The sequence below is a fragment of the Photorhabdus asymbiotica genome (genome assembly GCF_003634575.1).
Lineage (GTDB): Bacteria > Pseudomonadota > Gammaproteobacteria > Enterobacterales > Enterobacteriaceae > Photorhabdus > Photorhabdus asymbiotica.
Map to the genome: position 1 here is coordinate 172,683 of NZ_RBLJ01000006.1, position 15,143 is coordinate 187,825.

General features: G+C 50.3%; 8 protein-coding genes and 1 pseudogene. All 9 read left to right on the plus strand.

Features of this window, described 5'->3' with window-relative positions; genetic code table 11:
• Positions 1–770: 770 nt before the first annotated feature.
• The 9 genes and pseudogenes from BDD30_RS22580 (at position 771) to BDD30_RS22615 (ending at position 14,808) form a co-directional block, all read left to right on the plus strand.
• Positions 771–1,046, plus strand: coding sequence for a hypothetical protein (locus tag BDD30_RS22580; protein ID WP_041381875.1), 276 nt, complete (start codon positions 771–773; stop codon positions 1,044–1,046).
• 20 nt (positions 1,047–1,066) lie between these two features.
• Positions 1,067–9,994, plus strand: a pseudogene (locus tag BDD30_RS22585) (two-partner secretion domain-containing protein).
• A gap of 3 nt (positions 9,995–9,997) precedes the next feature.
• Positions 9,998–10,333, plus strand: a complete 336-nt coding sequence (locus BDD30_RS22590; protein ID WP_015835146.1) for a DUF596 domain-containing protein — start codon at positions 9,998–10,000, stop codon at positions 10,331–10,333.
• Positions 10,320–11,249: an HNH/endonuclease VII fold putative polymorphic toxin gene (locus BDD30_RS22595; RefSeq protein ID WP_081461598.1), complete on the plus strand. Its 930-nt coding sequence runs from the start codon at positions 10,320–10,322 to the stop codon at positions 11,247–11,249. Before BDD30_RS22590 ends, BDD30_RS22595 begins: the two co-directional genes overlap by 14 nt.
• Complete coding sequence (locus BDD30_RS22600; RefSeq protein ID WP_015835144.1) at positions 11,239–11,877, plus strand: hypothetical protein; 639 nt, start codon at positions 11,239–11,241, stop codon at positions 11,875–11,877. Before BDD30_RS22595 ends, BDD30_RS22600 begins: the two co-directional genes overlap by 11 nt.
• Positions 11,878–12,034: 157 nt before the next feature.
• A complete protein-coding gene (locus BDD30_RS22605) occupies positions 12,035–12,511 on the plus strand; it encodes a hypothetical protein (protein ID WP_049795264.1) in 477 nt (158 codons plus the stop codon).
• Positions 12,508–12,759 (plus strand): hypothetical protein, encoded by a 252-nt coding sequence (locus BDD30_RS22610; protein ID WP_041382175.1) that lies wholly within the window; start codon positions 12,508–12,510, stop codon positions 12,757–12,759. The genes BDD30_RS22605 and BDD30_RS22610 overlap by 4 nt, the downstream gene beginning before the upstream one ends.
• Before the next feature lie 40 nt (positions 12,760–12,799).
• A complete protein-coding gene (locus BDD30_RS23845; protein ID WP_170152975.1) occupies positions 12,800–12,970 on the plus strand; it encodes a hypothetical protein in 171 nt (56 codons plus the stop codon).
• Positions 12,971–13,791: 821 nt separating this feature from the next.
• Positions 13,792–14,808 carry a formamidase gene (locus BDD30_RS22615; protein ID WP_015835142.1) on the plus strand — a complete coding sequence of 339 codons (1,017 nt, stop codon included), beginning with the start codon at positions 13,792–13,794 and terminating at the stop codon, positions 14,806–14,808.
• The last annotated feature ends 335 nt before the right edge of the window (positions 14,809–15,143 follow it).

Below are 15,143 nucleotides of genomic sequence, written 5' to 3' on the forward strand. Positions count from 1 at the left end.
GAACGAATCCCCGGGAGCATAGATAACTCTGTGACTGGGGGGCGTGAAAGCAGCCAACAAAGCAGCAGCTTGAAAGATGAAGGGTATATACCTTTCTCCAGTAGTTATTAATGTTGGTATTGAGAAAATAACTTTTCATAATGCCGCTACATTTTCACTGTTTACTTGTCTTCCTGAGAAGGGTGAAGCGGCGGATATAAATTGATTCACTTTTTCCAATTATTGCTACGTATATTGGTAATGTATGATTTCAGGTAATAGTCTCAGGTGAGTAAACAGGTAAAAATAGCAGATGAAATTTAGTTTTTTTCAACTAATTCATCCACCGTTCAACAGAAGAACGTTCAGCACAAAACGTTTCAGCCGTCAGAGCAACGAAACCAGCGCAATTTAGCCTCAGTATTATCGGACAAGGGTAAATAGTTTTACCTGTTCAGGTAATGACGAAAATCCTCTTTATTGCAAGTAACTTTTTCCGGTAATGAGATCTATTTTTGTGATTTTAATCACAAAATAAAACAAAAAAATGAAATTAATTTGAAATTATTACTATTGATTATTAAATAACTAATATTAATGTATTTTTTATATGATTTGTAACACAATAATAACCTGGGTCTATTTTTTGATTAAAATACAACCCCTTGTTTTTGCTGCTATCTTAACCCCATCCCTGCTTTTAGTTACCTGCGTGACAATAAACCTCAAACATTGATCGCTAAGTTAAATTTATGGTTAATACCGCTTCGTAATTGTGGAATAGAAAAGCAATGAAAAGCAGTATTTTGGTATTAGCGGTTTTTTATAGCACGGCTTCAGGCAGTCAGGCCGCTGACCTCTCAGATCAACAACGTATTCATCAACAGGCGCGTCAGCAAGCACTGGAGGCCCAATTAGCTCCATCGCCTGAAGCAGTTCGCCTGTCTGTACTGGAAAAAACCTCGCCCGCCGCCTTTCCGACGGCAGCACACGGCTTTCCCCTTGCCCGGGTCCCGCCATTCGGTACTGGCCGTATTCATTCAAATAACCCGGCTGCCCGTGTGTAGTCTGTGCGTGGAGACCCCCCATGAACAAACAGTTATATCGTCTTATCTTTAACCGATCCCGAAATAGGCTGATGGTGGTGGCGGAGATTGCCCGGGCCGGGCAAGGCAGCACCGCGCGCCGTCGCGGTCGGCCATCGGCTCAACGGTTGTGTCGCCTTACCGCGTTCCAGTTCGGTTTATTGCTGGCCCTGGGCGGGATTTCACTCACCGCCCAGGCGGCGATTGTGGCCGATGGACAGGCACCGGGCCAGCAACAGCCGACCATTATCCCCAGTGCCAACGGCACGCCGCAGGTGAATATCCAGACCCCCAGCGCTGCCGGCGTGTCCCACAACACTTACCGCCAGTTTGATGTCGATAAACGCGGGGTTATCCTCAACAACAGCGCAAAGGCGACCGAGACCCAACTGGGCGGCATGGTCGCCGGCAACCCCTGGCTGGCTAAAGGGGAAGCCAAAGTGATCCTCAATGAAGTCAACAGCCGTGACCCCAGCCACCTCAATGGCTGGATTGAAGTCGCCGGGCGCAAGGCTGAGGTGGTGATTGCCAATCCGTCCGGGATTACCTGTAATGGCTGTGGTTTTATCAATGCCCATCGCACCACCCTGACCACCGGTGAAGCCCTGATGGAGCGGGGGCATCTGACCGGTTTTGACGTGAATCAGGGCGAAGTGCGTATTGAGGGGCAAGGGATGGACAGCCGGCAGCAAAATTACACGGACATCATTGCCCGCGCCGTTGCCCTCAACGCCAAATTACACGCCCAGAACCTGAAAGTGACCACCGGGCGCAATCGCGTGGATGCCGCACACCAGACCATCACGAAAAAATCCGCCGCTGAAGATGAGGCCCACCCACTGTTCGCGCTGGACAGTACGGCACTCGGCGGGATGTATGCTCATAAGATTCTGCTGATAGGCACCGAAGCCGGTGTCGGGGTGCGGAATGCCGGCGATATCGGCGTGCCCGCGGGGGAAGTCTTCGTCACCGCCGATGGCCGGATTGAGAACCGGGGCACAATCAGCAGCCGGGACGCGCTGCAATTAACCAGTACCGCCGGGATAGATAATCAGGGCAAACTGCTGTCGCAATCGACGGTCACTTTGCAGGCTGGGGGCCCACTGCACAACCGGGGCCGGATTGAGGCGCGGGGGGATATCACCGCCACCGCCCAGACGATACAGAGTGACCGCCACAGTGTCTGGGCCGCCGGACTGGATGATAACGGGAACACCACCCGCCCCGGCTCACTGACCCTGACCGCCCAGCAGGTTCAGGCTGGCGGGAAAAATCTGGCGACCCATACGCTGAATATTCACGGTCAACAGATTGACCTCAGCGGCAGTCAAACTGTAGCGGGCGACATTCAGCTGACGGCCAGTCAACCGGGCATCAGCACGGCACACGCCAGCGTTAACGCAGACCGTTTTACTGCCCATACCCCGGGCCAGTTTAATAATACCGGGGGGCAATTAACAGCGCGGGAAATCCATTTAACCACGCCCGATATCGCGAACCAGCAAGGAAAAATGACCCAGACCGGTCCCGGTGAACTGACCCTCCACACCCGGACCCTGAATAACCGGGGTGGCACCCTGTTTAATGCCGGATCACAGCTGACGATCACCACCGACCAGCTCGATAACCGTCAGGGCAACCTCGTCAATCAGGGGGATAACTTCCACCTGACCGCGCAAACCGCAGACAACACTCAGGGGCAAGTGCAACTGGCCGGCAACGGTCAGCTGTCCCTGACAGCCCAACACTGGCTGGGCCATCAGGGCAAACTGCTGACCAACGGCACGCTGGCTATTCAGGCCGGTGACCTGCAACTGAATCAGGCCGAGACCCGCGCTCATCGCATTACTCTCAACGCCGATACGCTGAATCATCAGCAGGGTGTGATGCAACAATCGGGCACCGATACCCTGGCCCTGACGGTCAACACGCTGAATAATCAGGGCGGCAAGATTGCCGGTAACGGAAACCTGAATGTTGAGGCAACCACAGTCGATAATCGCCATGGCAACATCGTGGCGGCTGAAAACGGCTCGTTGACATTGACGGTTAACGACACGCTGGATAACCAGAATGGCCGACTGGAAGCCGGTAACGATATCCAACTCACCGCGACCCAACTGGATAATCGCCGGGGAACCCTGGCGGCCTCTGGGGGCAGTGCCACGCTGACTATCGGGCAACAGATTCAGAACACCCACGGCCATATCGAAGCCAAAACCCGACTCACTACGACCAGTCAGGCTTTGGATAACACCCAGGGGACATTACTGGCGCAACACATCACCAGCCAGACGACCGGGCACCGCTTCACCAATACCGCCGGACAAGTGATCGCGCAAGATACCCTGACCTTACACAGTGGTGAGCTGGAAAACACCGCCGGACTATTACAGTCCGGGGGCGACATGACGGTGAAAACTCACGGTCACTGGCTCGCCAACACCGCCACGACGGACCAAAAAGGCGGCCAGTTATTGAGCGGCGGACACTTAACGCTGCATACCGGCGATATCGACAACACCGGCGGGATCATCGCCGCAGACGGCCACACTACCCTGACCAGCACCGCGCTTAACAATACCCGGGGACAGATAGCCGGCAATGGCGGACTGGACATTCACAGTCAGCGGCTTACCAACCGTCAGGGCACCTTACAATCCGCCGATGCGCTGAATCTCGATACCGATGGACAGGGACTGGATAACCAGCAGGGCCGTATTCTCGGCGATGGCATCACCACCGTCACCAGCGGCCCGCTGGACAATCGCCACGGTCATCTGCAAGGCGGACAGTTGGTTATTGGCACCCGACAGGCGCAGACAGATAACCGGGACGGCAAATTGTTGTCGGCAGGTACGTTCAACCTGAAAACCCAGCAGCTCGACAATCGTCATGGGCAGGTGCAGGCGGTGGGCGACACCGTATTGAATGTTAAAACCCAAACCGATAACACCGGCGGCCTGATTCGTGGCGGTGCGCAATTGACCTTGAGCACCGCTCACCTGATTAATCGCGACACGGCGCAGACGGATAAAGGACTGGAAGCCCAAAACCTAACGGTTAGCACCCAACAGGCGGACAACAGTCAGGGCACTTTACGGGCCGCCGACCACCTGCAAGCGAATATCAGCCAGACCTTGAATAATACTCAGGGGCGGGTCTCCGCAGGCAAACAGCTCACTATCAACCGCGAGGCTCAGCAACCGCCTCTGAGGATTAACAACCAACAAGGCACCTTGATTGCCGGGAAACAGGTCGATATTCAGGCTAATACGCTCAGCGGTGACGGCCAACTGTTATCGCAGGGCGATATGGCGGTGACCTTAACCGAGGATTTTCACCATACCGGCAACACGGCGGCCAATGGCAATCTGACCCTGAAAACCACCGGCAATCTCCTCAATGACCGCCCGATAAAAGCCGGTCAGGCGCTGCATCTTGGGGCGCAAAATCTTACTAACAGCGCCACCGGTGAAATCAGCGCCGAACAAACGCAAATCAAGGTCCACGATACGCTGACCAATACCGGACTGATTGACGGCAACCTGACCCATCTTACGGCTCACACGTTGACCAACACCGGCACCGGACGGATTTACGGGGACCATCTCGCCCTCCAGACGGGGACCCTGAATAACACCGCGCACGCCGGCAACGCGGCGGTGATTGCCGCCCGTGACCGGCTGGCTATCGGCACTGACACCCTGAACAACCAGCATCATGCGCAAATTTACAGTGTGGGCGAGACGCATATCGGCGGCCAGCTGGATAACACCTTATCCGCCACCGGTCAGGCGCGTGAACTCACTAACCACGCCGCCACCCTCGAAGCCGGCGGTAATCTGACGATTGACGCCAACCAGCTCCACAACACCAACGCCGGGCTGGTGACTCAGGTCGCCGAAACCGAACACGCCCGGCATCACGATGCGGCGCTCAGCGGCCAGACTGCCCGCTATGACTGGTCGCAGGTAGACACCGCCCGGCGGGACAAATACGGCGTGCATACCGCCCGGATGCCGGACGGCAGCCGCAGCGATAACTTCTATGAGTATCAGTACACCCGTACCGTGACGGAAACGCAGGTCAAACACAGCGACCCGGGTAAAATTCTGGCCGGCGGCCATCTCACCCTTAACAGTGCAAACGTGACTAACCACGACAGCCAAATTATTGCCGGTGGCGCGCTGACGGGCACGATTGGCGAACTGCACAATCTCGCCACGCAGGGCGAACGTATCACCACCGAGACCGGCAGCCAGACCCACTGGTACGCCAAGAAAAAACGGAACAAACTCGGCATCGGCGGCACCAAAACTTCGCAGGGAAAAAGTCGCAGTGGTTATAACCCTGCGCCGGTGGTAGAAACGATTGACCTGAAAACGCTGGCCTGGCAGGACCATGCCCGTCCACAGAACACCGATATCACGATTACGGACCGACAGACCGGCCAAATTCACGCGGCTCCCACGGCGGTGAAACCGGTGAGCGGGATAAACGACCAGCCGCGGGTCTTGCCACCTGGTCAACCGTTTGAACTGAGTTTGCCCCCAGAAACGGTGAAAGGGCAACCCATCGACCCGGTGATACGTGTCGTGACCCCCAATACCCGCCTGCCGGATAACAGCCTGCATACGGTGCAACCGGCCAGTGACAGCCACTATCTGGTCGAGACCGACCCGAAATTTACCCAGTATAAACAGTGGCTGGGCTCGGATTATATGCGGCAACAGTTAACGCACGACCCGGCGCTGGTGCACAAACGCCTGGGCGATGGGTTCTATGAACAGCGACTGGTGCGGGAGCAGATTACCCAGCTGACCGGCCAGCGCTACCTGCCCGGTTACCATAACGATGAAGCGCAGTTTAAGGCGCTGATGGATGCCGGAGTGGCTTTCGGTAAGGAACAACAACTCACCCCCGGCATTGCCCTGAGTCCGGCCCAGATGGCGCTGCTGACCGCCGACATTATCTGGCTGACCAACCAGACGGTGACTCTGCCGGACGGCAGCACGCAGGTGGTGACGGTGCCCCAGGTTTACGCCCGGGTGAGACCCGGCGACCTGAGCGGAGACGGCGCTTTACTGGCCGGTAATACCGTGGCGCTCAACAGTCAGGGCGATATCACCAACAGCGGCACGATTAGCGGGCGTGACGTTACCCAATTGACGGCCAACAACCTGACCAACAGCGGCTTTATTCGCGGCGGCAAAGTGGATGTGACGGCCCGGCAGGACATCACCAACCGGGGCGGCCAGATTCAGGGGGCGGATAAAGTTGTGCTGCAAGCCGGTCGGGATATCACCAGCGCTGCGACCCTGCGCGGAGATGCCGCGAACCGCTGGCGGGACCGTCCGGCGGGGATTTATGTGCAGAACGACCAGGGCACCCTGTCGCTGAGTGCCATCAACAATGTGCAATTAACCGCCAGTGAGGTGAAGAACGCCGGTAAAGACGGTCGCACCGAGATAACCGCCGGCCATAACCTGACGCTGGATACCCTAAGCACGCACCGTACAGAACAGGGCGACTGGGGGAAAGATAACTATCGCCATCTGAGCCAACAGCAGGATATCGGCAGCCAGATAACCGGTGCCGGTGAGGTGACCCTGCAAGCCGGGCAGGATTTGACCGCTACCGCCGCCCACGTCAATGCCGGTCAACAATTGACGGCGCAGGCCGGAAATAACCTGACATTGACAACCGGTACCGCCTCATCCGACTTAGTGGAGCACAGTAAGCAAACCAGCAAAGGCTGGCTGTCCAAGTCGTCAGTGGAAACCCACGACGAAGTGCATGACCGACAAGCCCTGAGCACCACCTTCAGCGGCGATAAAGTGACTTTACAGGCCGGTAAAGACCTGCATATCCGCGGCAGCAATGTGGCGGGCACACAGGATGTCCGCCTGAACGCCGGTCATCAGCTGACCGTCACCACCGCCGCAGAATCTCACGGTGAAACCCATTTGCGGCAAGAGAAAAAATCGGGCTTGATGGGCACGGGCGGTATTGGTTTCACATTAGGCCAGGCCAGCCAGAAAGTCACCACGGACAGCGACAGCCAGCGGAATAAAGGCAGCACCGTGGGCAGCAGCCAGGGCCATGTCACCCTCAATGCCGGTACCCAGCTCAACCTTCACGGCAGTGACCTGGTGGCCAGCAAGGACATCACCCTGACCGGCCAGAACGTGAATATCACCAGTGCGGCAAACCATCACACTACCCTGACCAAAACCGAACAGAAACAAAGTGGCCTGACGGTGGCGCTGAGTGGCACGGCAGGCGGCGCCCTCAACAGTGCGGTGCAGACGGCCCGGGCCGCGCAGCAAACCGAAGACCCGCGCCTCAAAGCCCTGCAACACACTCAGGCCGCCCTCAGTGGGGTACAGGCGACACAGGCTGCCCGGCTGGCCGAAGCCCAGGGCAGTGATAAAGGCAATAACACCCTGGCCGGGGTGAGCCTGTCCTACGGTCGTCAGTCTTCCCGTTCAGAACAGCAGCACCAGCAGACTACCCAACAGGGCAGCCACCTGACCGCCGGGGATAACCTCACGATAACGGCGCACGGTGACGATAAAGGGGCATCCGGTCCGAACGGCGATATCCGCATTCAGGGCAGCCAGTTACAGGCGGGCAAAGACCTACAACTCAATGCCAGTCGGGATATTCAGCTCTCCGCCAGCCAGAACACCGAACAGACCACCGGCAAGAGCCGCAGTCACGGCAGCGCAATGGGCATGGGCGTCACCGCCGGCCCGGGCGGCACTGGCTTTACGGTGTCGGCCAATGTCAGTCGGGGCAACGGCCATGAAACCGGTCACGGTGTCAGCCACAATAACACCACGTTACAGGCGGGACAGACCGTTGAGCTGAACAGTGGCCGGGATACGACGCTGAAAGGGGCACAAGTCAGCGGCGAACAGATGACCGCTGAGGTAAAACGCCATCTGACACTCAGCAGCGAGCAGGACAGCCAGCGCTATGACAGCCAGCAACACAACGCCCGGGCCGGGGTCAGTACGACAGTGGGGCCACAGCCGGACGGTACCCTGAGCCTCAATGCCAGCCGCAGCAAACTGCACAGCAATTACGATTCGGTGCAGGAGCAAACCGGGCTGTTTGCCGGTAAAGGCGGCTATCAGGTTAATGTGGGGGACCACACCCAACTGGACGGGGCCGTGATAGCGAGTCAGGCCGACAACGCGAAAAACACCCTCAACACCGGGACACTGGGCTTTAAAGATATTCAAAATAAAGCGGACTTTAGCGTTGAGCAGCAAAGTGCCGGCGTCAGCCTTGGTCAGCCAACCACCGGTCAGGTGCTGAATAATCTGGCGGTCAATGCGCTGACCGGCTCAAATAATCAGGGCCATGACCGCAGTACCACGCACGCAGCGGTCAGTGACGGCACCCTGATTATTCGGGATAAGGACCACCAGACGCAGGATATCGCGAACTTAAGCCGTGATACCGATAATGCGGCCAATGTCCTGAGGCCGATATTTGATAAGGAGAAAGCGCAACAACGGCTGAAACAGGCGCAACTGATGGGCGAACTCAGCGCCCAGATGACCGAGATAGCCGGCACGGAAGGGAAAATTATCGCCACTAAGGCGGCGAAAGCGAAACTCAATCATATCAGTGAACAGGATAAAGCCGATGCCAGAGAAAAGTTGATCAACGCAGGTAATAAAGCCCCCTCGCCAGCGGATATCAATAAGCAAGTTTATGACACCGCTTACACGCAGGCGCTGAATGACTCCGGTTTTGGCACGGGTGGCCCATACCAGAAAGCCTTACAGGCGGCCACGGCAGCCATTCAGGGGCTGGCCGGAAACCATTTGGGGCAAGCACTGGCCGGCGGTGCTTCGCCTTATTTGGCGGGCGTGATAAAAGAGCTGACCACCGACCCGCAAACCCATCAGGTGGATATCGCCACCAACACGCTGGCCCATGCGCTTTTAGGCGCGGTGGCAGCGGAGGTGAGTGGTAACAACGCTGTGGCGGGAGCAGCCGGGGCCGCGTCGGGCGAACTGGCGGCTCAGGTGCTGATAAAGCAGCTTTACGGCGACGCGGCTAAAGTCAGCTAGTTAACGGAGGAGCAGAAACAGACTATCAGTACCCTCTCCACCCTGGCAGCGGGACTGGCCGGCGGCATTGCCGGTGATTCTACGGCTAGTGTGCTCACTGGGGCGCAGGCTGGGAAGAACGCAACTGACAATAATGCTCTAGCTGTACCCATGCCACCGCCACCGATAGCGAGTTCAAACACGGGTGAAGCCGTGAACGAAGCCAATCAGACGATAGCTTCAGCTTTGGACAAAAAGTTAAAGGAGATAGGAGAAACGCTAGATAAAGCTACAGAGTGTTCATTTGGACGGGTATGTTCTTCAGATTATGTGGATGGTGAAAACCAACCTAATATATCAAAGGATCTGACAGATTCAGAGAAAGCCGAACTTGGTGGTTCAGGAGCAGGAACTCCAGGAGGCTGGGAACCTGAAAATGAACAGAGAGCTAGAAATGAGGAATTGGTCAAGCATCAGCAACAGGATCGATTCAACGAGCTGACTAAAGTATACGATAAGAATCATCCATCACAAGATCTAGTCATTGATGGTCAGACGATCCGTCAAGGTGAAGGAGCTAGTCGATATGGCACAACAAAAATTTTCGAGAGCCAAAAGCTTACAGATAAACAAATTCATAACTATGCTCAACAATTAGCAGGAGATACTCCACTCAAGCAGGTTAGGTCTGGGATTTATACTGCGAAATTGGGTGATGGTACTACCGTTACTTTACGAAATGTATCAACGTCAGAAGCACAAACCGGAGCTAGATGGACAATAGATGTAAAAGATAATGGTCAGTTAGGTGATGTTGCTACTAAGTACAAAACGGGTATCGAAATTAAATTTAGGTGATTTATGTTAAATGAAGAGGACTATTTGGGCCTTTGTGAAGCTTTAGAAGGACGTAATCTACAAGCTTTATGGTGGTCAACAGAGGATTTTTCGGATGATTTTTCTTCTAGGCATCTCCTTTTTCTGAGATTGTTGGGGCGTCTTATGGAAGAAGGACGAATTAGATTAGCAAAACATGGTAAATTTCTTGAAAGTACTGTGGACGAACAGTTAGAACTTTTCCGCCAGGTATTTCCCAAAACAGAAGCTGAGATGGAGGACGGTATTTGGTTTTTTGATGAAATCTGTCCAGGAGGTGCTGTTTGGGTATTAGAAGACGGTTCTTTTGAATGGACCTGACATAGTTAAAAATTTGTCCCTGGTCGAAAAGTGCGTTTCGGGGTCAACGGCTCAGGTCAGTTATAAAAAACTAGGTTCGCTATCAGACTTCACGACAGAGAAAGTTGTTACTGACAATAATTTCTTGGGTAAACTGGTAACGGAAGGGTGTGCAATAGCTGCCCCATGCCGAGCCAAAGTAGCAGAGAAAGTCCTGGAGATAGGCGTTAAGGCGGGTATAACCGGAATAGTGGCAAAGGAAATTGCTGATAAGATTTCTTCAGAAGACTTAGACCATCTGATCATGCTTCAGATGATGGGAAATGATGAAATTACACAGCGTTACCTAAATACACTTCAGGATAAATACACTCGAGTTGCTAATCCAACTGATCTACCAACACATACCGGTGGTGATCAATCCGGTGATATCAGGAAATCCCCTAATCATACCGGTGGAAACCAACAGTTAGAGCCGGGTAGTATACCGAACCATACAGGCAATGAGGAAAATCGGTCTGGCATTGCACCAAATCATACCGGCAATACGGAAGGTAAGCCGGATGTAGGTGGTAATACGACGGTGACACCAATTCCTGATGGGCCAACGAAAGATGATTTTATTTATCAGACCAAAGGAGAAAAACCAGAAAACTATTCTCCTGTAGGAGCTGGTAGGTCTGGTGCATTTAATGAAGCAAAACGTCGCTCAGGAATTCCTGTTGGAAAACATCCTGATAGAGTATTGCCAAATATTGATAAGCGTGGGAAGCTCCAGCCTGGAAAAATATATGAATTTGATGTTCCTAAAGCAGGAGGCGGAACTCAAACAATACAAATTAGGGACGATGCTAAAGGACATGATTTTGGAGTAAATGATACTCAAAATAGAGGACCTCACTTTAATGATGAAAAAGGGAATCACTATGACTATTAATATGATAGTTAGATATGCTGCTGATATCCGTAAAGATAATGATATTACTGATTTTAATTCCTTATTTATTACAACAGAGGATATTGAAGCAGTAAGCTGGGAGCTACTAAATGTAAATCGTGAAGAAGGTTTTGTACCACTTTTTACGAAAATGGTAAAAATGTTGGAGTTTTATAATGATAGAAGTTCTATTTATTTATATATAGAACTATCTGGCGTTCAACCGGATACATCTATTATTCGATATAAACAAACTTGGGGGTTATTAAAATCAAGAAGCAATGATATAGAGTTTGCGTTAAAAAAACAGAATGTTATGGTTCAGTCTTCACAAGGCTTGAGTTTATCAGGATTATGCTATTTTTATCTTTCCGATTTAAAAGCAGCCGCAAAGTTAGTATTAACTGAAAAGAAAACATATTTGGCACTTATTCCTAACGAAGATGTTTATGAAAAGTTAGATATAACTCAGATTCAACATGTTTCAGATTGGGCCAGTTTTATTTGGCAACATGGTGGTATCGTTTTAATGATATTAGGTGAGTTTGATGATCCTGGCTGTGAGATTATTGCACTGGGAAAGCATGAAACTATTTCTTCTCTAGCAAAAAATTACTGTCGACAATAACTCTTTAGCGAATGTACTGGCAGCGGCAGAAGCGAATAAAAAAGGCACAGTTGAAAAATGGCAACAGGACAAGCAAACCGAAATCCAGAAAGCCTGTAGTGGTAATACCCCGCTCTCTTGCCAAACCCTGGTTGCCGCAGAAGGGAGTATCTTGGCCTTGCCGTGGTTATCGGGAGCCGCTGCAACAACGGGCTTGATTGGTGCCGTAGCCAATACCGGTATCCAATATCTTGCTAATGGCAATGTCGACCCCAATGATGCTATTTTTGCGTATTGGACGGGGGTATTCACGGCTAATACTGGTCTGTGGGGCACAGTAGCCTGGAATGCGGGTATGGGGGCGGCTTCAAGTTATGTGAAAGGTGATGATCCGTTAAAAGGAGGCGTGATAAGCGGAGCCGCGTCTGGGATTGGTTATGGGGTAGGTAAACTGGTTCAAAATCCCCTGGAAAAATTCATTAATCCGAACTGGAAAAATTATGAATGGGTTGATATGGGAATGGGGATCTCGAAGTCATTACCTTTAAGTTCATTGCCGGGAGTTGCTGGTAATGTAGTTAGCTCAATTTCAACAGAATTCTCTAACGATCAGATAAACAAAGGAGTTAATAAGATCGAAGGAGAACATAAATGAATATATCAAAGAGAAAGTGGCTAATTATGCTAATTTATTTAGTAGTTGCCTGTATTGTGGTTGTAATCCTAGGAGCAATAATAGCAAAAATAGTTATCTGTACGTTTTATATGATTTTTTATGGCCTACCTTTTGGATTATCTAAAGTTGATGTTTTGTTATGCATCAAAGGTGGTTTTTATGGTGGTTCTGTTAGTGGAATAGGATTTTGGTTTAGATATTACTATTATTATAATTCACATAAATGAAACCAATTCCGTCACTTAAGCCAGAATTGATATTTTTGTTGTGGACAATAATGCACTGAGCTTACCCAAAGGGATGGTGGATTACGGTCGGTCAGCATCAAGTCTGGCTACCGCTATGTTAAATGAAGGTAAATCCCCACAAGAGAATTGCTGGGGATGCGTTCACTTGCTGCCGCGCTGCAACTTGCAATCTATTGGGTATAGTATTTAATGGATTTGTCAGTATGATTATTTAATGTCGGTATCAATGTTATGTTATGGTTGAATTTATTTGTAGAAAATTAAACTACCTAATCAATTAATGGTTGAAATTAATATTGTATTTTTTAATTTATTGTATTGACATGATGATGTCCTTAAATTACTTTTAAAATTATTTATTTCAATTAATTGTTAATGATTTACATGATTACCTTGTGTGATTTTATTTTAATACTGTTAATCAAGGTTACCTGCGAGGATTTGAATTTAAACCTTTGGATTCTGGGATGCAATTATCAGCAAAAGAACCGTCAATGAGTAAATAACCTGAGTGGGTTAATAAGAAGAAAACTCGGTGCATGAGGAACTATCTGATCTTTTACAATAAAGTTGTTCACGAAGTCCTCAGGCATGAATGACATATAATAGCAGAACGTTATCTGAATTTTGTAGAAAAGTTATATCAGTACGATTTTTTATTAATAAAAATGAATATGATTATCAAGATAAGGCCGTTTAACTTACATGCAATGGTTTTAAATCTATTTTTCCGCATTCCCCATCCGATCGGTTAACCTATTTATTCTCTTATTAGCAACTCAGATCGGACAAGCTCATGTCAGCGTTAATAAAAGTATTTCTTACCACCAAATTATTAATTTTTTTATTTGATGTTATGGATCGCATTTTGGTGATGAAAAGCGGCGTTATTATGCGTTAGTAAGATCGCTTACTTGAAGACAGATGAAAATAAAGTCGTGACCTATTTGGTCAGTATGACGATGAAATTTATCATTTAATTTATCACTATGATTCATTTAGAGGTTCACTATGGGCAGTACCGGAAGTGTAAGTGCATGGGATGAAGCGTTATTAATTGCGGCTATTCAATATCCTGTTCCTGTGATTAAGGGGCCTGAAGATATTCAGATTCAGGTGCAGCAGATTTGTAAAACGATAGATTCAACGAAAGCGGGTTATCCTGATTTGGATATTATCGTATTCCCGGAATATTCCACGCAGGGGTTAAATACGAAGATCTGGACCTATGATGAGATGTTGTTATTGTTAGACGGCCCGGAAGTTGACTGTTTTCGTTCGGCTTGTATCCGCAATGATATCTGGGGCGTATTCTCGGTAATGGAGCGCAATGAAGACCCGTCACTCCCTCCTTATAACACCGCTATTATTATTAACAATAAAGGTGAGATTGTATTGCATTACCGTAAATTGCAGCCTTGGGTGCCAATTGAACCCTGGATGCCGGGCAATATGGGAATGCCTGTCTGTGAGGGGCCGAAAGGTTCAAAACTGGCGGTTTGTATCTGTCATGATGGTATGTTTCCTGAGTTGGCACGTGAGGCAGCCTATAAAGGCTGTAACGTCTTTATTCGTATTTCCGGTTATTCTACTCAAGTTAATGACCAGTGGATCTGGACTAATCGTACCAATGCCTGGCAAAACCTGATGTATACCGTATCAGTTAATTTGGCTGGTTACGATGAGGTTTTCTATTACTTCGGTGAAGGTACGATTTGTAACTACGACGGTAATGTTATTCAACAAGGGCAGCGTAACCCGTGGGAAATTGTCACCGCCGAATTGTTCCCGCGTCTGGTGGATAAGGCACGTGAAAATTGGGCATTGGAAAACAGTATTTTTAATCTCGGTTGTCGGGGATATGTTGGTAAACCCGGTGGTGAGAGAGCTAATTATCTGACTTGGGTACGCGACTTGGCAAACGGTGAATATAAATTACCTTGGGAGGAGAATATCCGTATTCGCGATGGATGGAAATACTATCCAGAAGGGGTGAAACTGGGGCCATTACCGAAAAATGATAGATAATTGAGAGGCTAATAACAACAGCACCGCAGGGTCTGCGGTGCAGGAATAGAAAATACGCAAGCCGCAAAGAGTAATAAGATATTTGTGATATTTTATTGCATAACTACCTGAATATCAGGAAAGAATAGTGTTAGTAAGGTGTGCATGTGCTTAGTTGACAATATCTTAAAATTTTTGCTGAAAGAGATTGTGGAAATATATACCCAATAGATTTCAAGTTGCAGCGCGGCGGCAAGTGAACGAATCCCCAGGAGCATAGATAACTATGTGACTGGGGTGAATGAACGCAGCCAACAAAGCAGCAACTTGAAGGATGAAGGGTATAGACTATAATG

Excerpts from the sequence above, each read along its gene's own strand:
- BDD30_RS22580 (WP_041381875.1), top strand. The coding sequence starts at position 771 with ATGAAAAGCAGTATTTTGGTATTAGCGGTTTTTTATAGCACGGCTTCA.
- BDD30_RS22615 (WP_015835142.1), top strand. The coding sequence starts at position 13,792 with ATGGGCAGTACCGGAAGTGTAAGTGCATGGGATGAAGCGTTATTAATT.
- BDD30_RS22590 (WP_015835146.1), top strand. The coding sequence starts at position 9,998 with ATGTTAAATGAAGAGGACTATTTGGGCCTTTGTGAAGCTTTAGAAGGA.
- BDD30_RS22610 (WP_041382175.1), top strand. The coding sequence starts at position 12,508 with ATGAATATATCAAAGAGAAAGTGGCTAATTATGCTAATTTATTTAGTA.
- BDD30_RS22600 (WP_015835144.1), top strand. The coding sequence starts at position 11,239 with ATGACTATTAATATGATAGTTAGATATGCTGCTGATATCCGTAAAGAT.